23 protein-coding genes are annotated in these 25,372 nt (G+C 38.2%); 14 read left to right on the top strand and 9 right to left on the bottom strand.

All coding sequences use genetic code 11. The features are described from left to right. The 3 genes from AB1Z56_RS14410 to AB1Z56_RS14400 all read right to left on the bottom strand — a co-directional run bounded on the left by AB1Z56_RS14410 (position 1) and on the right by AB1Z56_RS14400 (position 2,072). On the bottom strand, positions 1 to 1,080 hold the full coding sequence (locus AB1Z56_RS14410; protein WP_309362581.1) for an efflux RND transporter periplasmic adaptor subunit: 1,080 nt from the start codon (positions 1,078 to 1,080) through the stop codon (positions 1 to 3). A 114-nt stretch (positions 1,081 to 1,194) separates the two neighbouring features. Next, positions 1,195 to 1,620: a hypothetical protein gene (locus AB1Z56_RS14405; protein ID WP_309362582.1), complete on the bottom strand. Its 426-nt coding sequence runs from the start codon at positions 1,618 to 1,620 to the stop codon at positions 1,195 to 1,197. Positions 1,621 to 1,847: 227 nt separating this feature from the next. After that, positions 1,848 to 2,072: a YdeI/OmpD-associated family protein gene (locus tag AB1Z56_RS14400; protein ID WP_426789452.1), complete on the bottom strand. Its 225-nt coding sequence runs from the start codon at positions 2,070 to 2,072 to the stop codon at positions 1,848 to 1,850. Between the two features lie 166 nt (positions 2,073 to 2,238). Between AB1Z56_RS14400 and AB1Z56_RS14395 the strand changes: the two genes are divergently transcribed. The 6 genes from AB1Z56_RS14395 (at position 2,239) to AB1Z56_RS14370 (ending at position 7,426) form a co-directional block, all read left to right on the top strand. Next, complete coding sequence (locus AB1Z56_RS14395; protein WP_309362584.1) at positions 2,239 to 3,264, top strand: NAD(P)-dependent alcohol dehydrogenase; 1,026 nt, start codon at positions 2,239 to 2,241, stop codon at positions 3,262 to 3,264. A gap of 313 nt (positions 3,265 to 3,577) precedes the next feature. Next, complete coding sequence (locus AB1Z56_RS14390; protein ID WP_426789451.1) at positions 3,578 to 4,423, top strand: universal stress protein; 846 nt, start codon at positions 3,578 to 3,580, stop codon at positions 4,421 to 4,423. Positions 4,424 to 4,521: 98 nt separating this feature from the next. Next, a complete protein-coding gene (locus AB1Z56_RS14385) occupies positions 4,522 to 5,256 on the top strand; it encodes a YoaK family protein (protein ID WP_426789450.1) in 735 nt (244 codons plus the stop codon). Positions 5,257 to 5,279: 23 nt separating this feature from the next. Next, a complete protein-coding gene (locus AB1Z56_RS14380) occupies positions 5,280 to 6,119 on the top strand; it encodes a helix-turn-helix domain-containing protein (protein ID WP_313264171.1) in 840 nt (279 codons plus the stop codon). Between the two features lie 70 nt (positions 6,120 to 6,189). Then, the gene (locus tag AB1Z56_RS14375; protein ID WP_309362588.1) at positions 6,190 to 6,804 is read left to right on the top strand and encodes a DUF417 family protein; all 615 of its coding nucleotides are present in this window, start codon (positions 6,190 to 6,192) and stop codon (positions 6,802 to 6,804) included. A gap of 217 nt (positions 6,805 to 7,021) precedes the next feature. After that, positions 7,022 to 7,426 (top strand): hypothetical protein, encoded by a 405-nt coding sequence (locus AB1Z56_RS14370; protein WP_309362589.1) that lies wholly within the window; start codon positions 7,022 to 7,024, stop codon positions 7,424 to 7,426. Positions 7,427 to 7,488: 62 nt separating this feature from the next. Here AB1Z56_RS14370 and AB1Z56_RS14365 read toward each other — a convergent pair whose 3' ends face one another. The 3 genes from AB1Z56_RS14365 to AB1Z56_RS14355 form a co-directional block, all read right to left on the bottom strand. Further along, complete coding sequence (locus tag AB1Z56_RS14365) at positions 7,489 to 7,665, bottom strand: DUF6496 domain-containing protein (RefSeq protein WP_200815687.1); 177 nt, start codon at positions 7,663 to 7,665, stop codon at positions 7,489 to 7,491. A gap of 83 nt (positions 7,666 to 7,748) precedes the next feature. Further along, on the bottom strand, positions 7,749 to 9,587 hold the full coding sequence (locus AB1Z56_RS14360; RefSeq protein ID WP_426789449.1) for a glycoside hydrolase family 2 protein: 1,839 nt from the start codon (positions 9,585 to 9,587) through the stop codon (positions 7,749 to 7,751). 269 nt (positions 9,588 to 9,856) lie between these two features. Next, the gene (locus tag AB1Z56_RS14355; RefSeq protein ID WP_426789448.1) at positions 9,857 to 11,896 is read right to left on the bottom strand and encodes a M13 family metallopeptidase; all 2,040 of its coding nucleotides are present in this window, start codon (positions 11,894 to 11,896) and stop codon (positions 9,857 to 9,859) included. A 357-nt stretch (positions 11,897 to 12,253) separates the two neighbouring features. On the opposite strand from AB1Z56_RS14355, the gene AB1Z56_RS14350 reads away from it, so the two are divergent. Continuing rightward, positions 12,254 to 15,421, top strand: coding sequence for a SusC/RagA family TonB-linked outer membrane protein (locus tag AB1Z56_RS14350; RefSeq protein ID WP_426789447.1), 3,168 nt, complete (start codon positions 12,254 to 12,256; stop codon positions 15,419 to 15,421). A gap of 25 nt (positions 15,422 to 15,446) precedes the next feature. Beyond that, the gene (locus tag AB1Z56_RS14345) at positions 15,447 to 16,934 is read left to right on the top strand and encodes a SusD/RagB family nutrient-binding outer membrane lipoprotein (protein ID WP_309362593.1); all 1,488 of its coding nucleotides are present in this window, start codon (positions 15,447 to 15,449) and stop codon (positions 16,932 to 16,934) included. Between the two features lie 101 nt (positions 16,935 to 17,035). On the opposite strand, the gene AB1Z56_RS14340 is transcribed toward AB1Z56_RS14345, so the two are convergent. From AB1Z56_RS14340 to AB1Z56_RS14330, 3 genes are all read right to left on the bottom strand, one after another. Next, entirely contained in the window at positions 17,036 to 18,046 is a 1,011-nt protein-coding gene (locus AB1Z56_RS14340; RefSeq protein ID WP_426789446.1) for a CobW family GTP-binding protein, read from the bottom strand. 65 nt (positions 18,047 to 18,111) lie between these two features. Beyond that, positions 18,112 to 18,783 (bottom strand): GTP cyclohydrolase I FolE, encoded by a 672-nt coding sequence (folE, locus tag AB1Z56_RS14335; RefSeq protein ID WP_426789445.1) that lies wholly within the window; start codon positions 18,781 to 18,783, stop codon positions 18,112 to 18,114. A 572-nt stretch (positions 18,784 to 19,355) separates the two neighbouring features. Continuing rightward, positions 19,356 to 19,805 (bottom strand): helix-turn-helix domain-containing protein, encoded by a 450-nt coding sequence (locus tag AB1Z56_RS14330; RefSeq protein ID WP_309362596.1) that lies wholly within the window; start codon positions 19,803 to 19,805, stop codon positions 19,356 to 19,358. Between the two features lie 310 nt (positions 19,806 to 20,115). Between AB1Z56_RS14330 and AB1Z56_RS14325 the strand changes: the two genes are divergently transcribed. The 6 genes from AB1Z56_RS14325 (at position 20,116) to AB1Z56_RS14300 (ending at position 25,372) form a co-directional block, all read left to right on the top strand. Next, complete coding sequence (locus AB1Z56_RS14325; protein WP_309362597.1) at positions 20,116 to 20,580, top strand: CPBP family intramembrane glutamic endopeptidase; 465 nt, start codon at positions 20,116 to 20,118, stop codon at positions 20,578 to 20,580. 171 nt (positions 20,581 to 20,751) lie between these two features. Beyond that, positions 20,752 to 21,372, top strand: a complete 621-nt coding sequence (locus AB1Z56_RS14320; RefSeq protein ID WP_426789444.1) for a TetR/AcrR family transcriptional regulator — start codon at positions 20,752 to 20,754, stop codon at positions 21,370 to 21,372. 62 nt (positions 21,373 to 21,434) lie between these two features. After that, the gene (locus AB1Z56_RS14315) at positions 21,435 to 22,733 is read left to right on the top strand and encodes a TolC family protein (protein WP_426789443.1); all 1,299 of its coding nucleotides are present in this window, start codon (positions 21,435 to 21,437) and stop codon (positions 22,731 to 22,733) included. A gap of 16 nt (positions 22,734 to 22,749) precedes the next feature. After that, positions 22,750 to 23,682, top strand: coding sequence for an HlyD family secretion protein (locus AB1Z56_RS14310; RefSeq protein ID WP_426789442.1), 933 nt, complete (start codon positions 22,750 to 22,752; stop codon positions 23,680 to 23,682). 6 nt (positions 23,683 to 23,688) lie between these two features. Then, a complete protein-coding gene (locus AB1Z56_RS14305; RefSeq protein ID WP_426789441.1) occupies positions 23,689 to 24,639 on the top strand; it encodes an ABC transporter ATP-binding protein in 951 nt (316 codons plus the stop codon). Continuing rightward, positions 24,629 to 25,372 carry an ABC transporter ATP-binding protein gene (locus AB1Z56_RS14300; RefSeq protein ID WP_309362602.1) on the top strand — a complete coding sequence of 248 codons (744 nt, stop codon included), beginning with the start codon at positions 24,629 to 24,631 and terminating at the stop codon, positions 25,370 to 25,372. Before AB1Z56_RS14305 ends, AB1Z56_RS14300 begins: the two co-directional genes overlap by 11 nt.

The following is a 25,372-nucleotide window of genomic DNA, read 5'->3' as shown; positions in this document are numbered from 1 at the left end:
TTACTCTGCATACAGATCTAGATTTGACATTACTTTTTCGGGAGTTTGGTACTTTGATTCGATTGTCTGGTTTTCTTGTACCATACGAAGTCCATTCAGCAGAATTTTTTCGTCTTTATTCAACCCCGAAGAAACAACATAGATGTGTGGCAGCTCGGCAGCAACTTTTATTTCTCTTGCTTTTACTTTATTATCTTTTGTGATGACATATACATATTTCTTTTCCAGCTCCTCAAATGTGGCCTTCTGTGGTATCATAAGGGCATTGGTATAGGGCGATGTAATAACAATATTCCCTGTTTCTCCATAGCGAAGCAATCCTTTTGGATTCGGAAATGTCGCTCTATAGGCAATATTCCCAGTTTCATTATTGAAGTCTGATTCAATTGTTTCAACAATACCGTCTTGATTAAATTCCTTCCCATTAGCCATATTTAATCGAACATGCATTGGACTGTTGTCTTTTTTGGCTTCCATCTGATTGAGGTATTCTGCCTCTGGTACATTGAAGTAAACCCACATTTTACTATTATCGGAAAGTTCAGTAATCAATTCACCTTCATCAACAAGACTACCTTTACGGACATGCAGTTTACCGACGATACCTGAAAATGGTGCCACGATATCGGTAAATCTGAGGTGTGTATTCATGGATGCAAGTTCTGCTTTGGCTTTTTCATATTTTGCTTTCGCCATTTCAGTTTCCTGAGGAGCTACAATATCCTTTTCTGAAAGATTTTTGGTGTTTTGGTATTCGATCTCTGCATATTTGACCTCGGCTTTTGCCCGGTTAACATCAGATTCATAAAGGTTGGGCATTATTTTAAATAAAGGTTGTCCTTTTTGAACAAATTGCCCCTCATCGACAAATATAGATTGAATGTACCCTTTTTCTTGTGCACGTAATTCAATATGGTTGATTGAACGGATCTGCGCAACATAGTCTTTGTTGACCAATGTATCTTTGACTAAGGGGGAAGTAACGTTAAAAACTGCAGCTTCTTTTTTGTCATTTTTCTCTGACTGGCAGCTCGTAGATAGAATAATAAGGCACAGGCTTATATACATGAAGCTTTTCATGACCATGATAATCGTTTTTTTAATAATTTTTTCGAAAAATTGAACAATAGTGTGACTAGCTTTCAAAAGCTTTGAAAGCTATTTTTGATGTTTTTTTAAAAAATTAGTTAAAAATCACAGCCTGAAGACACTGTAATGGATATAGAGTGCGTTTTTTCGTGAAGTAAGTTGGTTGGAATTCGCAAGCGAAATAGCTGTGCGCGTATTGTGAAATTCGGGATGGATGTAGGAAATTAGATTTCCAAAATCATTTCCGCTTAGTGCGAATAAATTCGGGCTATTGGAATCGCTTCCTGCGTCATCATTTTCATTATCATTTTCTGAAAAATAAGCCCTTAATTTTTCATGTGGATGACGTTTACCTTTACGAATGACCTCGATTTCATCATACCCACTTTTTACCTGTCTATCGAAGTGCTTAACCGCATGAAGACTATAGGACGGATTATAATTATTTGGTGTTGAAGCGCAGTACCAGCCAAAACTGACAAGTATTGCGCATAATACGCCGAACAAATATTGATGGAATTTTCCTTGCATCCTTGAAGCAAATGTAATTAAACTTTAAAAATGATACAAGCAATTTAGGTGTGGAATTTTTAAAATTTATCTAATATTGTTACAATTATTGAAAAATGGCTGTCTATGTGATTTAAATGTTTATGTGATATAAAAAAGCTGTAATTCAGTTCTAAACAGCTTTGCTTACTAAGTTTGCTTTTTGATCGACCTTTACCCATTTTTCAGAATTTATTAACCGTCTGTTTTTAAACAGTTTTAAGTGTTTTCTGATTATTTCTTAGCATCTGCATTGCCTTTTCTGCTCTTGTCTTTCTGGTTTGTTCCTGTTTGGCTGAGCCTACCCAATCACAGTACCCCTGTTTATATGATTTAGAAAGTGTTTCAAAAAAAACATTGGCTTGTTCGTCTCTATCCAAAAGTTGCTGAAGTTCTGTTGGCACTCCTTCAATATGTTCACCTTTTTTTAGCATGGTCTTTTACTTTAATGTTTTCTGCATAAAAATACATAAATATCTTTTGCCTGGAACCTTTGTGACTATTAATTGGGTTGGAAAGTTGAACCTGGTTGGAAGCTTGGTCGTTCAAACATATATCTGTCTTGTTTGTATTTCTATTAGTCAACTAATTTTTTTTATTATGAAAGCAGTACGATTTTTCGGACATAAGGACGTCCGTGTTGTCAATGATCTAGAGAAGCCTATTCCTAAAGGCGATGAAGTATTACTAAAAATTGGCGGGGCTGGTGTTTGCCATTCCGATCTTCACATTATAGATGAGGGGACTGTTGTTGGTACGGTATTTACGCTAGGACATGAAAATGCAGGTTGGATAGAAGAAGTGGGCTCTGATGTAAAAGGGTATAAGAAAGGAGATGCAGTGTTAGTTTATGGTCCTTGGGGATGCGGTCATTGTAAACCTTGTCAGCAATCGAAGGAAAATTATTGTGATCATCAGTCTGAGATGGCTTATGGAGGAGGGCTGGGCCTAGATGGGGGCATGGCTGAATATATGTTGGTCCCATCCTCGCGTTTATTGGTGCCGATTTACGATCTTGATCCAGTTGTTGCCGCTCCATTGACCGACGCAGCACTGACACCTTATTCAGCTATTAAAAGGTCGATCGGTAAATTAACTGCAGATGAGTATGTTGTTGTGATCGGTGTGGGCGGATTGGGGCACGTCGCTCTTCAAATATTAAATGAGGTAAGTGCGAGTACAATTATCGCATGTGATGTCACTGATGCTAAATTAGCTTTCGCGAAGGAACTGGGGGCTGCTCACGTGATCAACTCTAAGGATGACAACGCAGCCGCTCAGATAAACACAATAACCGGTATAAAAAAGGCAAAAGTTGTTCTTGATTTTGTGGGAGCAACATCAACCATTGAACTGGGAACAAAGGTGGTGGGTTTGGATGGTGATTTAACAATAGTCGGATTAGGTGGGGGCCATTACCAATATAATATGGCTGGACTTCCATTCGGTGTGAGTATGACAAACCCGTATTGGGGGTCTCGTGTGGAGCTTATGGAAGTCGTTGGATTGGCTAGACAGAAGAAAATTCACATCGAAATCGAACAATTTAAACTTGATCAGGCTAATGAGGTTTATGATCGAATGCGAAATGGCAAGATCAAAGGAAGGGCTGTCCTCATTCCCTGAAAAAAAGTCTACTTTTTTGGTAGTTTATTTTGTTTTTTATTTTTTGATGCCTATATTTGTAGTATCATAATTTAGGTTTATAATTGGTTATTTAAGGTTTTCATTCTCCCCGTTTGAAAACCTTTTTTATTTTATGATTGTTGAAAAACTGCATCTACAATGGGTTTTCAGCCTATGGAGCTGTTTTCAATCTACTTGCCGTCAACTTAACGAAACTAAACTTTTGATCCTACTAAAATTATCTTTTAAAAAACTTCTGATTCTTATCGTTGTTTTTAAAGAAACAATCTCGCTGATTTATCTGCAAACATTTATGAACAAGACAATTCTCGTACTAACCGATTTTTCTGAAAATTCATGGACTGCTATTACCTATGCCTCATATTTGGCAAAGGAATTTAATTGGAGAGTCCAGCTTCTGCATACCTATTCAAGTACAATTAAAGACAATATCAACATCCAGTTTGACAATCCAGCGTTTATTTCCCAGAAGGAGTGGGCCGAAAGTCTGCTTGAGGAATGGCGTACACGTTTAGACAATGCATTTCCAAACCTCGGCTGCGAAATGCTATGTTTACCTGGAGACCTAATAAAAACCGTATTGGATTTATTGCCTCAACAGGAATATACCTTTATCGTGATGGGGGCCAAAGGCAGAGGGATGATAAAAAAAGCGTTTTTAGGAAGTAATACCTTCGCATTGATAAAGAAGAGTCCAATTGGTGTATTGGCAATACCCATTACTTTCACAAAGTTTCAGTTATTAAATGTAGGCCTGTTGAGCAATTTTAAGGAATCTGAATATGATTTATTGGGTAGTTTTACAAGTCTATTATCGACTAATTTTAAGCTGAGTCTATTGCATGTCACCCAAAAATATATTTCACCAAAGCAGGAGGACGTTGAGGAATGGAAACAAAAACTGTCAAGTAAATTTTCGTTTGATCAGATCGATTATTTAGAAAAAAATGCGGTCAATAGGTTAGATTATAACATGCCTATACCACGTTGTATAGAATATATGGTTGAACAAGGGGGCATTGATCTTTTGCTGGTCTCTTATAGCCCTAAAAGTTTTTTTAAAAGTCTTTTTTCACGGAACCTTACAAAAGCAATTTATCGAAATCTAGCGGTCCCCACTTTTTTTAAAAGTTCCTGACCAGCATTGACTATCTTTTTTAGGTTAGTAGCTAGCCCTGTTGGACGATTTTTCATATTTTTATAAATATTTTCTCTAATTTATAAAGATCGATTCAAATGTTTAGGCACCAAGGGAGAGGAAGGAATTATGCGCACAACTTAAAGTTAGCTTCTATTTTATCCTGTGTTGCGGGGCTGGTTAATATCGCAGGCGTTCTTGCCGTTAATACCTTAACGACGAATGTTACAGGCCATTTTGCTTTTTTTTCAGAGCAATTGATTTTATTAAATTATAAAATGGCGTTGATTTATCTCTTGTATATTGCTTTCTTTTTAATGGGAGCATCCCTTTCAGGTTTTATCGTCGAATTGGCTTCAAAAAAGAAATCGCATAACGCCTATGTTGTTCCAATTTGTATAGAGTCCATGATCTTAATTATCGTGGGACTGCTGCCTACTTTTGTCGAAATAGGGCGGTCATTTTCAACATTAATTTCATTCGCCCTTCTTTTTGCTATGGGACTTCAAAATGCCTTAGTCACGAAGGTTTCCCAATCAGTTGTTAGAACAACACATTTGACGGGATTGTTTACTGACCTTGGTATAGAGTTTTCACAGTTGTTTTTTTATCGGGAAATTGCTGAGAAAATGAAGTTGCACAAAAGTATTTTTCTTAAGTTAATGATTATTAGTGGTTTTTTTATCGGTGGAATTATTGGCGGCTTTTTATTTCAATATTTTGAATTGAAAACATTGCTATTACCGGCGATCATGCTGCTGTTCGCTTTATGGTATGATAGTATTCTACTCAGGTTTTATCATCTGAAACGAAGTTTGAGACACGATGAATAAAATTTATATCTTCAATTAATAATATGGACTCTTCCTTTATCCTACTTGAAAAACTAGTATTATTTGTCGAGAAGTTCGAGATCAGTGAGCCGTTGTATTGTATTCTTTTGTTTGAAGAGGAAGCTCATTTTTCGGTAGATCTAATTCCCTACCATGCTAATCCGAAAGATATTTTGTTTTTGTCCCCTTATCAATTGTTTACGTTGGAGATGACTTCACCTCGTACCATCAACATACTAAAATTCCATGGAGATTTTTATTGTATAGAATATCATAAAAACGAAGTGGCCTGCAATGGTATTTTATTCAACAATATATATCAGGTACCCAATGTAGCGCTTACAGCAGAACTCTATGAGGAGATAATGGCTATTATGGAGAAAATAGATCGGCTAAAAATGTCTCCGGCATCCTATGATCAGTCACTCTTAAAAACCTACCTGCAGCTTATTTTAGCCTTGGCAAGCAAGCAAAAGATGGTTGTAAATGATCTGCAACAGTCTAGGTCGGCTTATAGGGATGTTATTGATGACTTTGAGCAGCTTCTGGAAAAAAATTATATAGCACATAAAGAGGTTACATTTTATGCTGAAAACTACAGCTTAAGTCCAGCGGTATTTGCTAAAAAGGTAAGATTGAAATGGGGTAAATCGCCGTCAAAACTGATTCAGGAACGTCTTGTTCTGGAAAGCAAAAGACTGCTCCATCTGAGCTCCAGAAGTATTAAAGAAATAGCTGCTGCGTTGCAGTATAAAGATGAATTTTACTTCAGCCGGTTTTTCAAGAAGATGGTCGGTGTATCTCCTAAGGAATTTCGAAAACAAGTCGGTTTATCTATTGTAGCCAAAAAGTCTATGTTATAGAGGTATTTGTCCATGTTGCCAGTTTATCTCATTGGTTAGTTTTGTTTTGTATTAAACAAAGCGATATATTATGGAAAAAATAATAAGCACATTAGCCCAGTCACAGTATACCTTGACTAACTTTATGAGAATTTCAATCTTTATTGTGATGGCATGGATTGGAGGATTGAAGGCGTTTCAATATGAAGCCGATGGCATCGTTCCTTTTGTGATCAATAGTCCAGTAATGAATTTCTTTTATCACAATGCCGGAAAGCAAGCCTTGGATAATAATGGAAAGCTAGTGCCAGAATATCAGATCTTCAAAAATCCAGAAGGCAAGGTTGTTCTTAAAAATATTGCCTGGCACCAAAAAAACGGAACATATTTCTTTTCGTATCTGCTGGGCCTTGTGATTATTGTGATCGGTTTGATGACATTGCTTGGTATCTGGTTTCCTAAAATCGGGATTTTAGGAGCTTTATTGACGGTAATCATGTCATTCGTCACGCTTTCTTTTCTAATTACAACACCAGAAGCATTTGTGCCCAAATTGGATGGTGATTTCCCTTCGCCAAATTACGGTTTTCCTTATTTATCCGCCGCCGGTAGGTTGGTGGTGAAAGATATCATTATGTTGGCGGCAGCATTGATGATCGCCGCAGAGAGTGCTGGTCGTTTAGCAATAAAATCGAAAATAAAATAAGATATAAATTTAATGTTTATTTCACACAGCTTATTCGGAGGTTTGTTCAGAAAAAAACACTATTTACCAAATGAAAAGGGAATATATATTCGGAACTCTATTAGGTATTGTATAAGTTTAATCTAAAATAGTGTAGATTATCAAAATGATGGAAGATATTTTGGCAGTATCTTTGTGTCTCGTCATTACACATACAATATGTTAGAAAATAGACGATATGAAAATAATACTGACGGCCCTTCCATTTACACTGTTTAGCTTCATCCTCTTAGTTGGATGTAATAATAATCAACAGATTCGGATGGTTGATAAAGAAGGAAATATACATTTATTAACCAGAGAAGGTGATCGAAAAAGTGAATTAGGGCTGCAAAAAATCATAGCACATGGTAACGACACCGTAATAACTATCGATGCCGTGGGGCATCAAATGATTTGGACTGCTTCGGATGTGAGCAATATCGATACGACTAAGATTCAGTATTATCTTAAAAAGAGAAATGGCAGCAGCGTTAATATTTATACCCCATTGGATATCAATCAAAATTATATAGAAGGAGAGGACCAAAACGTATTGTCAGATCCCTACGACCAAAAGAACAAGAAAGAGTCTTTGTTGTAAATCGAAGATACTGAATGAACTTCTTCAGGACCTAAAAAGAAATCCTAGCAAGTGCTTACTTGCTAGGATTTCTTTTTAGGGACTTTAGCACCTTCTTTTCTAGCCTCGGATAAACCAATGGCTATAGCCTGTTTTTTTGAAGTGACCTTTTTTCCGCTACCGGATTTTAACTTCCCCTCTTTCATTTCATGCATCGTTTTTTCGACTTTCTCTGATGCTTTTTCTGAATATTTTGCCATAATAATCTGGGGTTTTAATACGCTTTCATTGGATTCTTAATGAAAAAAGAACAGCTATAAATGCGGAATCGTTTGAAAATTATTTACTTCAAAGGGTTATTTTCCTTGTTTTGTACATTTAAAGAGCTCCCAGCTTTAATAACGGCCTGATTGACTGCTCTAATCTTATTCAGTACCATTTTCTGTATTTTGCGGTCGTAGGTTAATAGACCATTGACTTCATGCTCCACATCTGTTGTTTGTGTGTAAATTGCTACACTCAGTCCTTTGTATCGAACCAGTTGCTCGACATTGTCCATTAGAAATATATAACGATCAGTGAGCGCTTCTACTGTTGGCTCGTAAGCATAAGCATTGTTTTCGACAGGCCACATATGGTCCCGGACAAATAGGCCAACGCCACCAAACTCACCGAGCGAGGCGGCCCGTTTTTGATCTGGTACTGATGCTCCATTTGGTCCAACATAAATATGTGTATCAACAAAGTCCCCATTTCCGGGATCACCATAGGCTTTTTGGTAGGACGGGTTGTTGTTGAATCCGGAATTTCCGTTTACTAACCTTGATGGATCATACTGTTTGGTCCAGTCTGTTATATTCTTCACATCGAAAGCACCCCAGTTTTCGTTAAAAGGGACCCAGGCAATAACGGAAGGCGAATTGTAATGTTCATCAATGATAGCCTTATATTCATCGCGAAAGGCTTTTCGATAAACTGTTGTATCTTCATCCGGATACCAGAGGCAGGGCATATCCTGCCAGACCAGCAGTCCCATTTTGTCTGCCCAATAGTAAAACCGTTGTGGTTCGGTCTTCATATGTTTACGGATAAGATTATATCCAGCGTTCTTGGTGAATTCGATATCATGTTTGAGGGCTTCTTCAGTAGGCGCTGTTAAAATGCCGTCGGGCCAGTAGCCCTGATCTAACAAACCAAGCTGCATCACAAATTGCCCATTCAATAGTGGTCTCATGATCCCGTTTACATTGCCTAACCTCACATCACGCATTCCAAAATAGCTCTTGATTTCGTCAATGACTTCGCCATTTCCGTCATGAATGCTTAATTGTAAATCGTATAAAAAGGGGGAATCAGGAGACCAAAGTTTTGGATTTTCTATTGGAATAGCAAAGTCGACACCAGACTGTGAGACAATCTTTGCAAGCTGTTTTCCTTCAGCAGAAACGATCGCTGTAACCTTAGCTTTGCTAATGCTGTTGACCTGCACTTTTAGCTGTTTCTCGACAAGCTGAGGCAGTAATTTTATGCTTTGGATATGATTTTTATTTACAGGCTCGATCCATACAGTCTGCCAGATACCGGAAGAAAAGGTGTAGTCTCCCCGAGGGCCGTTTTTACCTGAAGGATATTTCCCATCATTGCTGTCATGTGCGGCCACGACAAGTATATTCTGGCCTGTTTTTAAAAATGCCGTGATGTTGAACGAAAAGGAATGATAACCACCTGCATGAGCCCCTACTTTCTTGCCGTTTATAAATATGGTGGCGTTGTGATCGACAGCGCCAAAATGAAGTATAATATCTTTATTTCTCCATTGTTTGGGCAGCTCAAATTTTTTACTGTACCACATATTAATTTCTTGTTTGCGTTGTATGCCGGACAAGTAAGACTCAGGGCAGTAGGGAACAAGAATGTTTTCTTTAGCGTGATCAAAAGAAATTGATGTCGATGGATTTAGGGCATCCGGAGCATCTTTTCCGCCAATATAATCCCATGTACCATTAAGACATTGCCATTCTTTTCTTTCCAGTTGAGGACGGGGATATTCTGCGAGTGGTACTTCTGTCTGCTTGGCTATTTCCGTCCAGGGTGTCGGAAGCTGTGCATGTTGTGCAATTGCACTAAGCCAGCTCAAAGAGAGCAGAAGTAGTGCAAAAATTAAGGTTTTGGTTCTTATCATAGTATATTTCTTGGTTTATTCTTAGATGAATATAAATATACTAAATTGATTTAGTTAAGCATAGATGAAAAGCTTTCAGTAAATCTTAAGTAAGATGCCGGAACTTATATCCGATAGGGGAGTAGGCTATTTATGAGGTCTCTCCAGCACATAGGAAGGAATTAAAATCAAGGCAATAAAAAAGGAGCTAACCTTTTGTGGGATGTACCCAGAAAGTGTCTAACTTTTAGGGGTACTGCACATTGAGATAGCTCCTTCAATATACTTTGTTACCAGATTTTGATTCTTTCTTCTGGAGTTTTGTACAGTTTGTCACCCTGTTTTACATCAAAAGCTTTGTAAAAAGCGTCGACGTTGATCAATGGACCGAAACTTCTGAAATATCCGGGAGAATGCGGGTCGGTTTTAACTTGATTGACCATATATTTTTCACTGGATAAAGTTCTCCAAACGGTCGCCCAGCTAAGGAAAAAGCGTTGATCTTGTGTGTATCCACTTATTTCACCGGGGTTTCCTTTGTCTTTCAAATATAGTTGAAGAGCATCATATGCAATGTTTACACCCCCAAGATCGGCGATATTTTCACCATTGGTAAATGTTCCGTTGACGAAAGTTCCTTTTACAGGTTCATATTTATCGTATTGAGCAGCAAGAGTTTTCGTTGCTTTTTCAAAATTAGCTTTGTCTTCTGGTGTCCACCAGTCTACCAAGTTGCCATCAGCGTCAAATTGAGCACCAGAATCGTCAAATCCATGGCTCATTTCATGGCCAATAACAGCTCCTATGCCGCCGAAGTTGACTGCTGCATCGGCCTTTGGATTAAAAAATGGAGGTTGAAGAATAGCTGCAGGGAATACGATCTCGTTGTTCACAGGATTGTAATATGCGTTAACAGTCTGCGGAGTCATTCCCCATTCCGATTTATCAACCGGTTTCCCAATTTTAGCGAGATCCTTATCATATCGCCATGTCGTAATATTTTGAAGGTTAGCATACAGATTTCCACCTTTGCTTTCCGATAGAATATTCAATTTAGAATAATCCTTCCATTTGTCAGGATAGGCAACTTTTACAGTAAATTTATTTAATTTTTCAAGTGCTTTACCTTTGGTGACAGAAGACATCCATGTTAAATCATTGATATGAACTGCAAAACTTTTCTTTAAATAGTCAATCAATTCCACCATTTGCGCTTTGGCTTCTGCAGGAAAGTATTTTTCAACATATAATTTCCCAAAAGCTTCACCTAAAGTGGAGTTGATAAGTTCAAATCCTCTTTTGTTTAGTACTCTTTGCTCTTGTTGGCCTCTTAAATATTTTCCGTAAAAAGCAAATCGCATATCTCCCAGTTTTTCACTCAAATAAGAGGCGCTCCCATTAATAAGATGAAACTTAAGGTAATCTTTAATGACAGGAAGGCTCTGGTTGCTGACCAATTTGTCAAAGTTCTTATAATAACCTAATTCTCCGATGATTACTTTTTCTGTATTGACACCAACTTTTTTGAGGTACTCAGGTAGATTTACATTTTTGACTAGAGCAGATAATTCAGCCATAGTCTGCGGGTTGTATTGTAATGTATTGTCCCGGCTTTGTTCATTGGTCAGGTAAGTCTTTGCAATGCTTTTTTCGTAGTCTACGATCCCTTTAGCAGCAGCTTCGGCATTTTTATACCCCAACTCCTTTAACATGGAAGCTACATATTTTTGGTATTCAGCTATAGCCTCTGTATTCTTTTCATTTTCTTTTTGGTAATAATCCCTTCCCAAACCTAAGGACGCTTCACCTAAATAAACCGCGTTCATTTTAGAGTCTTTTAAATCAGCACCGACCCCCCAGCCGTAGAAGTTATTCTCACCTTCTTTGGTTACTGAACTTAAGTAATTCTGAAGATCTTTTAGGTTTTTTATCGCGTCAATTTTGCTTAGATTCCCCTGGATGGGCTTAATCCCATCTGCATTTCTTTTCTGCAAATTCATGTAGGATGCATACAGATCTTGTATTTTTTTTCCTTCGCTTCCTTCTGGAAATTTATCCTTCAAAAGAGAGTTTAGGATTTTCATAGAATTGTTATCCGTATCTTCTGCTAGTTTATTGAAGCTTCCCCAAGTAGGTTTATCGGAAGGAATTTTAGCCGTTTTCATCCACGTTCCGCTCACATAGTTGTAAAAGTCATCTTGTGGACGTACTGATTTGTCCATTAAGCTTAAGTCGATCCCGTTATCGGACCCAGATCCTCCTGTTTGTGCCATGGCTTGCTGTGTAGAGACTCCAGCCAATAAAATCAGGGCAAGTGTTAATTTTTTCATCGTTGTTTTAATGTTGTGTGAATTTTCTTTTATAATACACTAATGAAATATGCGCATGTTATAAATAGGAAACGTCGTATCATTTGTTCTGAATAATTCAATTAGTGTCAACCATGTTAATAATTAGTGACAATTTTTTTACGGCAATAAAAAAATCATTTACACAAATGACGGAAAATTCTATTTCAGCAACAAGTAAATTTGATGATTATCTATAATATTTATGAGAAGCCTAATGTGTTGAATTTCCCTAATAGCTTTTTTTAGAAAGGGTGTACTAAAGTTAACAAGGATTTAGTTTAGCCTTAATAAACAATGTTTAATATTGCTTACATTTTCAAATATAAGTAAGTGATCATGTTTAAACTATCCTATTCAATTTCACCTAAAGTTACTGGCTTGACATTATCGTTGGCGATGATGGCAGTACAGGGGTTTAGCCAAACCCAGTCGTTCCAGGCTAAGCTGGTCGATTCATTGAGTCAAAGTGCTATCCATGGCGCGACGGTTCGTAATTCTCATTTGGGCAAACTGGTTTCATCGGATCCATCCGGTAGATTTATCATTGAGGCCCGTATCGGAGACACATTAAAAATTGGCTACATGGGATATCTTCCTAAGGTTTTTGTTATTCATAATCAAAACCCCGTAGTGATTACGCTAGCTCCTAACCAGCAATCCCTTAATGAGGTTGTTGTGACTGCTCTTGGTATAAAAAAGGAGAAGCAGGCTATAGGTTACTCTGTTCAGGAAGTCAAGGGCAAAGATATGATTAAGGCACGTGAGCCAAATGCTATTTCTGGCCTGGCGGGCCGGGTATCTGGCTTAACGATTGCATCAAGTACCAATTTATTCGGTGATCCAGGCATCACTTTGCGCGGTAGGAGCAATATTCTTATTGTCGTGGACGGTATGCCTATTAATACAGATTCATGGAATCTTAGCCCAGATGATATTGAATCTTATTCCGTCTTAAAAGGAGCAAATGCAGCCGCATTATATGGAAACAGAGGCCAAAATGGAGCTATTGTGATAACGACCAAACGGGCAAAATCGGAGGATAAGGGATTCTTGGTTGAATTTAATTCAAGTACGCAGCTGCAAACCGGCTATAACGCTATTCCAAAAATCCAAACCGAATATGGTCCAGGTTCAAATTATCAATATGCTTTTAAAGATGGACGTGGTGGCGGAATTAATGACAATGATTATAATATCTGGGGCCCCCGATTTGAAGGTCAGCTTATTCCGCAATACAACAGTCCTATCGATTCAAAAACAGGGCAGCTTGTTCCATTACCGTGGGAAGCTAGGGGGAAAGATAATCTGAAAAAATTTCTTCAAAACGGTCTTCTCAGTACAAATAATATTGCAATTTCTACCAAAAATGAACATGGTGATGTACGATTGTCTGCATCTCAGATGTTCCAGCGCGGCACAACACCCAATACAAAGCTTGGCAGTACAAACATCAATCTTTCGGGAGGAATTAATGCAGGGAAAAAATTGCGTTTTGATGCAAGTATAAATTACAATAAGCAGTATTCTCCAAACTATCCAAATATCGCTTACGGGCCGAATAGTCCGATCTACATTCTTACTTTATGGGGCGCGGCAGATTATGATATTGACGATCTCCGAAACTATTGGCAGCCTGGAAAAGAAAACGTACAACAGTATAATCGTGAGTATACCATTTACGATAATCCCTGGATGACAGCATATGAAAATCTGAGAACATACGACAAGGATGATATCTATGGTTATGTATCTGCCAATTACAAATGGAACGATAAGCTGTCACTAAATGCACGGACGAGTGCAAGTACCTGGAATAGGAATAGGACGATTAAAATTCCAATTTCAGCCAATTTATATAACTACAATATTGGCGGGAGCCGTGTAGGTGGTTATCAGGAAACATACGATACTTTTTGGGAGAATAATACGGAGATCTCTTTGAAATATCAAAATCATATCAGCGAGGATATCGGTTTCACGGGGTCTGTTTTTGGGAATTTGCGAACTGTTAGTGTTAAATCGCTGTTTGCACGTACAGATCGTGGATTAACTGTGCCAGGTGTTTATGACTTAAGCAATTCGATAATGCCTACAGTGGCTACAAATGATCGTGCTTTGCGCCAGGTTGGAAGTGCTTATGGATTTATGGATTTCGACTATAAAAGTATGTTGTTCTTGAATCTGACCGGTAGATTCGATAAGTCGTCAACCATGCCTATTAAGAATAATACTTATTTCTACCCTTCAGCTTCATTAAGTGCCGTTATTTCGCAGATGCTCTCTTTGCCAAAAGTAATTTCCGCTTTAAAGATTCGTGGAGCATACGCCAATGTTGCAAGTGACTTTGTCAACGAGACAGCCCAATACGATATTTATAAGCTTTTGCCAGCATACAGCAATTACGGGCGCTGGGCCAATTCGATGACAGGTGTCACCTATACTGATGTTTTGCCGAATCAGGACTTAGTTGCTGAACGTGTGAAAACCGCAGAAATAGGCTTGGAGACGCGTTTGTTCAACAATCGCTTGGGTTTCGATTTTTCTTTTTTTAGAAACCTTGAGGGGCCCCGGATCATAGAATTGGCAACCTCCGTTACATCTGGTGTACGAGCTAGACAGACCAATGGATTGACGTTGTTGCGTAAAGGTATTGAATTAAGTATCGATGGTACATTGATTCAGAAGCCCAACTTCAACTGGAATGTCATGGTCAATGCATCAACTAACCATGCCTGGCTTCACGACATCGATGGACATCAAACACGTTCAGGGAATGTTCGTATAGGCGAACGTTGGGATGGCTATTATGTGAATGATTTTCAACGCGACGAAAACGGATCTCCGATAGTAGGGACAAATGGTCTGCCTGCTTATAATCCTTATGTCAGCAAAATAGGTTATAGTGATAATAAATTTACGGCAAGTATCAGCAATAGCTTCCGTTACCGTGATTTTAATTTTAGTTTTCTTGTGGACGGCCGCTTTGGTGGGTTAATTAAGAATGTGCAGGATGCTAAACAATGGGGATCAGGTACACATCCCGAATCTGCAAATGCCTATCGGCTAAAAGATTGGGAAAATAGGGATGTTAAGGATTACAAAGGAAGTGTCATGACTGATGGACTAAAAATCGTCAAAGGCCAATTAAATACAGATCAGGATGGTAAGATAATTTCGGATACACGTGAATTTGCTGCAAATGATATTCCTGTATTGTGGCAAAACTGGGCGACAAACTACTATCAGTCGGGACCAGTCACAGCCAAAAACAGAACGTTTGTCAAATTGCGTGAGATCGTTTTCAGTTACAATTTGCCAGCCAACATCTTGAAAGATTCCAAATTCCTAAGAAGTGCAAGCATCTCTTTGGTCGGTAGAAATTTACTGTATTTCACTGGAAAAGGAACGCGAAATATGGATCTGGACCAATTTACTAGCGCTAGCTCAGACTATCAGACACCGTCTGTAAAGAGCTTTGGTCTCAATCTTAATGCAACATTCTAAAAATTTAGTCAAGAAAGTCAAAAAAATGAAGTACTTCAAATCCACTCTAATCTTATTATTATTCGGATGCTCTTTGAGCTCCTGTAAGAAAATAGCAGATCTGCAAAAAGATCCTGCAGCTGTATATAATCCCGCACCAAAACTTTTGTTTACAGGGATACTTATGCGTTCATATGATGCTCCATGGAGCGAAGATCATCGTCATAATCAATACATGACACAAAATGAAGCTTATTATGCAGGGCAGCCTTACGGATGGACCTCAGGATCTTTCGATACACCGTACGGGATACTTCGTGATGTTTACCGTATGGAAATTGAAGCCTCAAAAACAGCTGAATTAAGTGCTGCTTATATGACGATGGCTAAGTTTTTTAAGGCCTATTTTTTTGCCCGAACTACGGAAATGTTTGGCGATATTCCACTAACAGAGGCGCTTCAAGGGGAATCCGTAAGTAATTTTACTCCTAAATATAATACGCAGCTGGAGGTGTATCAACAGGTGCTTAACTGGTTGGATGAGGCTAATAATGAATTAGCTATCCTTAAAGAAAAGGGGAGTACGCTGGAAGGAGATTTGTTTTACAATGGAAAACCCGAGCAATGGCAAAAGCTCGTTAACTCATTTAAGTTACGTGTTTTGATAAGCCTCAGTAAACGTGCCGACGATAGTGCGATACTGCGTATTAAAGAGCGTTTTGCAGAGCTCCTGTCAAATCCAGCCAAATACCCTCTTATCGTTGAAAATAAAGATAATTTTCAGCTCCTTTATAATAATATTAATACTTATCCCCTGTGGCCTACAGATGGTGTAATCATAAAAAAAGATGTGCGCAATACTTTAGGCGCGACATACTTGAATATTCTAAAAGCTTCTCAGGATCCACGGTTGTTGATTCAGACATTGCCCGCTTCGGGTCTGCCTTTTGATCCAATACACCCTTTTGAAGCCTACAATGGAGGAAAAACAGGCGACTTGCAGAGTACACTATTGAAACAGGCAGCGGAAGGACAGCTTTCAATGATCAATTTTGATTATTGGCTTGCATCCCCATCCGGTCTACCTGCTATTCAGCTCGGCGCTTCCGAGGTACAATTTGCTCTTGCCGAAGGTATCAATAGAGGCTGGGCCAATGGAGACGCAGCCGTTCGATTTCAGTCAGGGATAAACCAGTCAATGCAATTTTATGGAGTTTCCCAAGATAAGATTAATTCGTTCCTACAAGCAAACCCGTACAAAGGAAATAATGTGGAGGGGTTAAAACAAATCTTAACACAGAAGTATGTCGCATTTTTTGAAAATTCTGGAAAACAAGCGTTTTTTGAGCAACGTCGGACTGGAATACCTGAATTCGGTGTAGGTCCGTCAAATGCCAACAACAATCAGATACCTAAACGTTGGGCATATCCGAAAACGGAATACACGACCAATGAAACACATTTGAAGGAAGCGCTGCAACGCCAGTTTAACGGAGCAGATACCCAGAATGATATTATCTGGCTGATTAAATAATTCAACTAAATACTTGTATATGTTGATTGAAAAGCCACGCTTGGATGAAACCCCAAACGTGGCTTTTAGGGTGTATTAATTTAGATGGTGATATTGTTTGTTTACTTTTGAGGATGATTCGCTAACATTTGTAGGAGAAGATCCTCTATGGATAGGCTATCCAGTTCCTTTCCGATAAAGACCATCGTATTGATTTTTGCTTCATTGGCTTTCCATTGGTTACCATAATCCATATCAACACGTGAGCCCACAGCCTGAATAATGATTTTTTTGTCATTATCTCTTTTATAGCCGATTCCTTTTACCCTATAGATTCTGTTTGTGTACTTCCCGACAAGTTTGCTTAAGCCTAGAAATAGATTGATAAAATTAAATTCTTCAACAAAGGTGTAGATTCGTGTAGAAATGTCATTGAGATGTGGTTTACCCAGGCTCGATTGGCCTATTATTGTTGCATGATTGCTCGTCGGATTTTTTAGAAAAGAAAACGTTTCGCTTTTTTTTGTATACATGATATTTTCGATTATTTCAAAAGGGAATTCCTTTTTTCCTTTCGAATATAAGGTTTTGGCAAGGGGATTTAGGTGAGCCAGATAATCATATAGCGATTTCAAATAGGTGGGATGTACATCGTCAGCTTTGTTAATGATGACGACATCAGCAGCCGTAATTTGTCTGAGTACTTCATCTCTTTCCTTGATCTGATCTTCGATAAGCACCGCATCTACCAAACAAATAATTTTTTTTAGTGGAAAGAGATCTTTAAATATTGGATGTGTGGTAAAAGGTTCCATAATTGCAGCTGGCATTGCTAAACCAGTACATTCTATAATCAGCTCATCAAAGCTGTCTTGTCTTTGATAAAGCAATTCGAGTGAGCTATAAAACTCGTCATTCAGCGTACAGCAGATACAGCCTTCCTGAAGTGGTACAAGTTGCCCATAATTTTCACTAAGTAAAAAGCTGTCAACGTTTAGTTGTCCGATTTCATTTTCGATGATGGCGTACCTTTTTTGGGGATATGATTTCATTAGAGCGTTTAGAAAAGTAGTTTTTCCCGCACCTAAAAAGCCAGTCAGTATGGTGACCGGACGAGCATTACTTTTGTCCATGTTTTATGATGTTACGTTCGATCAATATGTATCGGGAGCTCATGAAAAACTGTCCGATAGGCATCTTATTTTAATAAATTAATAAAATCATTTCTTTTACTTTCTGATAGAAATACCCCACCGTATTCCATGGTAGTTGTACTACTTGTGGTATCTTTAACGCCTCGGGCGGATACACATAAGTGGTCTGCTTCAATTACCACAATAATATCATCCGTCTCCAAAGTTGTTTTAAGCTCATTAAAAATCTGTAATGTAAGACGTTCCTGAACCTGCGGTCGATGAGCATAATAATCTACTACACGATTTATTTTAGACAATCCGATTACTTTATCCTTTGCCAGATAGCCAATGTGCGCCTGTCCAACGATTGGCAGAAAATGATGCTCACAGGCTGAATTTACCCGTATATTTTTCTCAACTAATAAGTTCTTATAACCATAGCGATTTTCAAATGTGGACAGTCTGGGCTTATTGGTTGGATTGAGACCATAGAACAATTCACTGACATACATTTTAGCAACCCGATAAGGGGTACCCCTAAGACTGTCATCTTGGAGATCAAGACCGAGTTCATGCATGATGTCCTGAAAAAGCTGTGCGATCTTACTGATTTTTTCGCTGTCTGTCTGTGCAAAAGCGTCATGACGCATGGGGGTATCTACCGAAGTCATGATATGAAAATCTCCCAGATACTCTGTTTCGGATGGCGTGTTTTTTTTTACTGATGTGTTCATAAATACTTGTTTTATTGATGTGGTCGATCTGTCCCCATGAAGACCATTGAAATTAGGTGCTGACAATTTATTTTATAAATATAGTTAAAAAAACATTAAATGCAATTAAGTTGCTTTTAATGTTTTTTTAACTATATTTTTTATGACATTTTTAATAGCTAACACCATTTGGGATGATTGCTATAATGAATTCCTTATGTTGTAGTTAAAGGTGAATATTAAAACGGAAACATGCTAATACCAAGTTATGCCTAATCACACTTATTACTCTATTTTTAAACAGTGATCAGTCAGTGATTATTCAGTCTGCACTGAACCATCACTGAACGATCACTGAACAAGCACTGAACAAGCACTGTTAAAAGACCTAATTTGATTACAGCCTGATTCTGGTTTCCTGCTCCTTTACTACTTCCCCTTTCTTCGCTTGATTAATGAATCGAAAGAAAAAAAACTGCGGCGAAAACGATAAATGCAATGGAAATATTAGCGTGAGTTCGCTGATTAAAAAGACACGATTTGGTTGGATTTTTTGTTTGGTAAGTATGCTTGAAAAAATAGAAAGGAAAGCCCTAACTGCGCCAAATGTACCAAAGTATTGTTGCATAAATTGCTACAACAAGGGTAAGCATTAAAAACAGTTCAAAACTAGTTTCTGGGAAACTGCTTGATTGGGATAGAAAGGCAGCTATTAATAACATACCAATTAATCCAAGACCAATACTTAATATAAGTTTTCGCGGTTTATTAACTGTATTATGGATCTGATCGGCTTGCTCTGCATCTGAGGTTTCCGGAATATAACTAACCTCTGCCAGTAGCAAGGCGATATCCAGATCAAGTTGCTCAGCTATAAGATTAAGGTTATAGACCCTGGGGAGTACTTCGGCTTTTTCAATACGTTGTACAGAGCGAAGATTAAGTTTGACCAGATCGGCAAGCTGTTGCTGGGAATACCCCCTTTGTATGCGGGCATTTTTGACGAGAAGTGCAATCTTTTCTTTATTTGATTTATTGGTCATTTTACGGCATTTTACGACGTATTCAAATGTCGTAAAATTAAATGATTTAAGACTATAGCTTTGTAGAAAAAACATGATCGGTATTCTTGTTGAATTGTTGATTTCTTGGCTTTTGCTAAAATATCTCTATAGTCAGGATCTTAAAGTACTGGGCTTTTGTGCAAATAGCAAACCTCTATTTTTATGTTTGGCTGCGCCAATGTTATACCTGTTTATACTTTATTCAGGAATCGCTTATTTAGTAGAAAACCCCTATAAGTTTAATCAAGATTATACGCTTGAAGATTTTCTCCGAAGCTCTTATTACGTATTGAAAGCAGTTGTATTTGAAGAATTAATCTTTCGGGGAGCTTTATTGTATATTCTTGTCAATTATTGTGGAAAGACAAAAGCAGCGTTTATAAGTGCTATAGCCTTCGGAATTTACCATTGGTTTTCATATGGTATAATCGGACAATTGTTGGAAATGCTAAAAGTTCTTTTTTCGACTGGGGTAATTGGATATTTATTTGCATGCATTTGGATAAAAACGGGTAAAATAGCCTTTCCAATTGCCTTGCATTTTGCTTATAATTTCACTGCAATGATTATATTTTCAAAGGAAAAAAATATCGGAATGCAGCTTTTAATAAAAACACATGCAGTCGATCCTGCCAGGCCTGAAGGAATATTGCCTATGCTTATATTGGTTATTTACTATATAGGCTTTGCGGTATTATGCTTTATTTTTCTTCGCCTATTAAAGTCAGATCATGATCAGTGCAAAGTTTTCTGATATTCGCAATCAGCTTATGCTATATCGAGATATTCATTTATTTAGCGTAAATATCCCATTTCGAAGTCGAGAATTTAGATTTATATATTTGTTTTAATCATTTGATTAAAACATTTGTTTATTTCAATTTACTTTATGTACTTTTACATAAAATACGAGCGTATAATTGTAATGAAAGAAAAGAGAATAGATCTATCGACTGAAACTAAAATTAAGGAAGCGGCAAGAACTGTCTTTTATAAGAAAGGTTTTTCAGCGACGAGAACACGGGATATTGCCGAGGAAGCAGGGATTAACCTTGCCTTGCTTAATTATTATTTCCGAAGTAAGGAGAAACTTTTTGAAATCATTATGCTGGAAACCTTTTCGGCCTTTGTACAGAGCATGACTGTTATTCTGAATGATGAAAACACGAGCCTTGAAAATAAAGTCGAATTAATTGCCAACAGATATATCGATTTTATAATTAGAGAACCTGAGGTGCCTACGTTCTTAATTTCCGAAATAAGAAACAATCCACAGGAACTTCTTGAGAAGCTGCCTGTCAAACAAATAATAAACAAGTCTGTTTTTTTTAAACAGCATGGCGAAGCAGTAAAGCAGGGGCTTATTATGGAGCCAAATCCTTTACATTTTTTATTGAATTTATTGGGACTTGTTGTGTTCCCGTTTATTGCCAAACCTTTGATCATGGGCGGACAAGATTTAGATATCGAACAGTTTAATGCACTTATGATCGAGCGAAAGAGTCTTATCCCAATATGGATAGCGGCTATGATGAAAGCAAAATAATTTTTTTGTTCTGAAATTAATCAATTGATTAAATCTAAAGATTAAAAATGATGCCAAAAAATATGAACCCAGTTTTTATGAAGTATAGTTATTTAATGCATGTTATTTTGTTTCTGGTATTGATGCATAGAGCAGATAATTCAGCCGCACAAGAAACAGCAATTAATTTGGAAGGTTGTTATACACTTGCGAAAGCGAATTATCCGACAATTAAAAAGCTTGATCTGATTGCCAAAACAGGTGAATATACTATTCAGAATGCCAACAAGAGGTTTCTGCCCCAGATTAGTTTTTCAGGTCAGGCGAGCTACCAATCGCAAACAGTAAGTTTTGCAGATGCTATAGGAGCATTACCGGGAGTTTCTCTGCCTTCACTTAGTAAAGATCAGTATAAAATACAGGGTGAGGTAAGTCAGCTTCTGTATGATGGTGGCAATACCAAAAGCCAGAAGGATCTAATTGCAGCAAATACAGCTTTTCAGGAGCAGACCTTGGAGTCAAATCTTTATGGGATTAAGCAACGTATCAATACTCTTTATTTTGCCATTTTATTGATTGATGCTCAATTAAAGCAAAATGAGTTGAATAAAATGAGCTTACAGACGCAGGTACAAAAAGCGGAGGCAGCTTTGAGCAATGGTGTTGCATTCCGTAGTAATGTGGATGAGCTAAAAGCCGAGGTACTGAATATAGAAATGCAGACCACAGAATATAGATCTAACCGAATAGCCTATTTAAAAATGCTGTCATTATTTGTTGGAATGGAATTGCCTGAGACAATACAATTGGAGTTGCCGCAGTCCGAGCTGTTGCACACAGCAATAAGTAGGCCCGAATTAAAAGCATTTGACTTGCAAAAATCGATCTATGATGAGCAGGAAAAACAGTTGAAATCGGATTATCTTCCACAAATAAGTGCTTTTTTTCAAGGTGCCTATGGGAGGCCGACCCTCAATATCATCGAAAATAAATTTGGTCCCTGGTATGTGACCGGCGTGCGTTTTGCCTGGTCATTGAGCAGTTTGTATTCACTGTCGAATAAAAGAAATACACTTCAATTGAGCCGTCAGTCAATTGACATAGATAAGGAAACGTTTTTGCTGAACACCAAAGTAGATCTTGCCCAACAGGACGAACAAATCAGTAAGTATACCTCCTTGATTCGTCAAGATGACGCTGCGATTGCCTTACGAACATCAGTGACTCAGTCTGCTGAAGCACAATTGAGTAACGGAGTGATCACGACCCATGAATATATTCAAAAAGTAAATGCAGAACATTTAGCAAGACAACTCAAAATATTACATGAAATCCAGCTGCTACAGGCAATTTATAATATAAAATTTATTGCTGGACATTAATTATAAAAGACAAAAAATGAAAAGATTAATCGTATTTGTTGCTGTACTTTCCTTGCTTAGCTGTAAGCAAAATAATGCATATGATGCCTCCGGTAACTTTGAGGCAGACGAAGTGATCGTGTCTGCACAGCAGAATGGGATATTAATGCAGTATACTGTAGAAGAGGGAAAACAATTGAAATCCGGTGATACCGTCGGGAAAATAGATGTACGCAGTGCTGAATTGCAGAAAGAACAGGTACAAGCCAGTATCGAAGCCCTATCCCAAAAAATTGTAAATCCCAAAGATCAAGTTGAATTGGTACAACGCCAGCTGGTTGTGCAGGAAGCTCAATTGGAACAACAGTTGCGTGAAAGAACCCGAACAGAGAATCTAGTAAAGTCAGATGCAGCAACACGTAAACAGCTGGATGATATAAATGCAGCCATCGATCAATTACGAAAACAAATTGAGGTGACCAGACAACAACTTGCCCTGAATACTTACAATACCAATACGCAGAATCGAAGTATTCTGAGTGAGAAAAATCCATTGGAAAAATCGGCAGCACAGATTCAGGAACAGATCAATAAGGGGCTTGTGATCAACCCCATCGGTGGAACGGTTTTGGTAAACTATGCATTACAGGGAGAATTGCAGGTGGTGGGGAAACCCTTGTACAAAATCGCTAATATTGATAAGCTTTGTTTGCGCGCTTATATTACGGGCAATCAATTGCCGGAGATAAAGCTGGGAGGACAAGTGATCTTGCGTGTTGATAACGGTAAAGATAACTACAAGGAATATCCGGGAACAATTACCTGGATTTCGGACAAATCCGAATTTTCACCCAAAACAATCCAGACAAAAGATGAGCGAGCCAATCTGGTTTATGCCATAAAAGTACGTGTTAAAAATGATGGGTACCTAAAAATAGGGATGTATGGTGAAGTTCTTTGGACTAAGTAAAGCATAATGATCGCTGTAAGTGTAAAAAATATTGTTAAATCCTACGGAAATGTAAGCGCCGTAGACGATGTTTCTTTTGATGTGAAGAAAGGGGAGCTGTTTGGATTAATCGGCCCCGATGGAGCCGGAAAAACATCAATCTTTCGTATCCTTACGACGCTGCTCCTTGCCGATAGCGGAACTGCAACTGTTGCCGGTTTCGATGTAGTCAGTGAATATCAACAGATACGTAATCGGGTAGGATATATGCCAGGGCGTTTTTCGTTGTATCAAGATTTGACGGTAAAGGAAAATCTCACTTTTTTCGCGACGATTTTTGGTACGACTATTCAGGAAAATTATACACTCATCAAAGAAATTTATGATCAGATTAAACCTTTTAATGATCGTAGGGCAGGAAAGTTGTCTGGTGGGATGAAACAGAAGTTGGCTTTATGCTGTGCTTTGATCCATAAGCCTGATGTGCTATTTCTCGATGAGCCGACAACAGGTGTCGATGTTGTCTCTAGAAAAGAATTTTGGGAAATGCTGGCAAAGCTAAAAGAGCAGCATATCACGATTGTGGTCTCTACACCTTATATGGACGAAGCTAGATTATGTGATCGGATAGCCTTGATACAAGGGGGAAAGATTATGTCGATAGATGAGCCAGCAGCTATGGTAAAGAATTTTCCAAAGACACTCTTTGCTGCAAAAGCAGACAATATATATCGGCTCCTTGAGGACCTTCGTTCGGACCCCTCGATAGAGAGCTGTTATGCATTTGGGGAATATTTGCATCTGACCCTAAAATCAGACGAAGATCATAAAGACGCTATTTTCGCCGTTGCAAACAAGTATAGTCCAGCGAATCTTGTGGTCGAAAAAATTACAGCAAGCATCGAAGACAGCTTCATTCGATTGATGCGGGATCGCGCCATTACAAAGGAATTCAAACAAGTCAACGATGGAAAATAAAGCAATAATTTGTAAGGATCTGACCAAGCAGTTTGGAGATTTTAAAGCTGTGGACAAAATTACTTTTGACGTTGACCAGGGGGAGATATTTGGTTTTTTGGGTGCTAATGGAGCCGGTAAAACCACCGCTATGCGCATTCTTTGCGGACTATCTTATCCGACATCCGGAGAGGCGACTGTTGCTGGATTTAATGTATATAAAGAGCAGGAATTGATCAAAAAGAATATTGGTTATATGAGTCAGAAATTCTCCCTGTACGATAACTTAACTATCCTGGAGAACATAGAATTTTATGGCGGTGTTTATGGTGTTTCAAGGGCGGAAATAAAAGCACGCAGTGCTGATTTGGTGCATACGCTAGGCCTGGAGAAAGAAGCAAAAAAACTTGTAGGCGAATTGCCCTTGGGATGGAAACAGAAGCTGGCATTTTCAGTAGCTATTTTCCATCGGCCTAAGATTGTTTTTCTCGACGAACCCACTGGGGGGGTAGACCCGATTACCAGGCGGCAATTTTGGGATATGATTTACGAAGCTGCAGCCAGCAATATTACCGTGTTTGTTACGACTCATTATATGGACGAAGCTGAATATTGCAATCGTATCAGTATTATGGTGGATGGAAAAGTTGAGGCAATGGACAGTCCTACAAATCTGAAGCAAAGATTCAACACCCATTCGATGGACGAGGTATTTTATCAACTGGCGCGCGGGGCCAAAAGATCAGGAGATTGA

It is taken from the genome of Sphingobacterium sp. WOUb80, from assembly GCF_050058145.1.
Taxonomy (GTDB): domain Bacteria; phylum Bacteroidota; class Bacteroidia; order Sphingobacteriales; family Sphingobacteriaceae; genus Sphingobacterium.
Note: the sequence above shows the minus strand (reverse complement) of the source record. Positions and strands in the feature narration are given on the sequence as shown.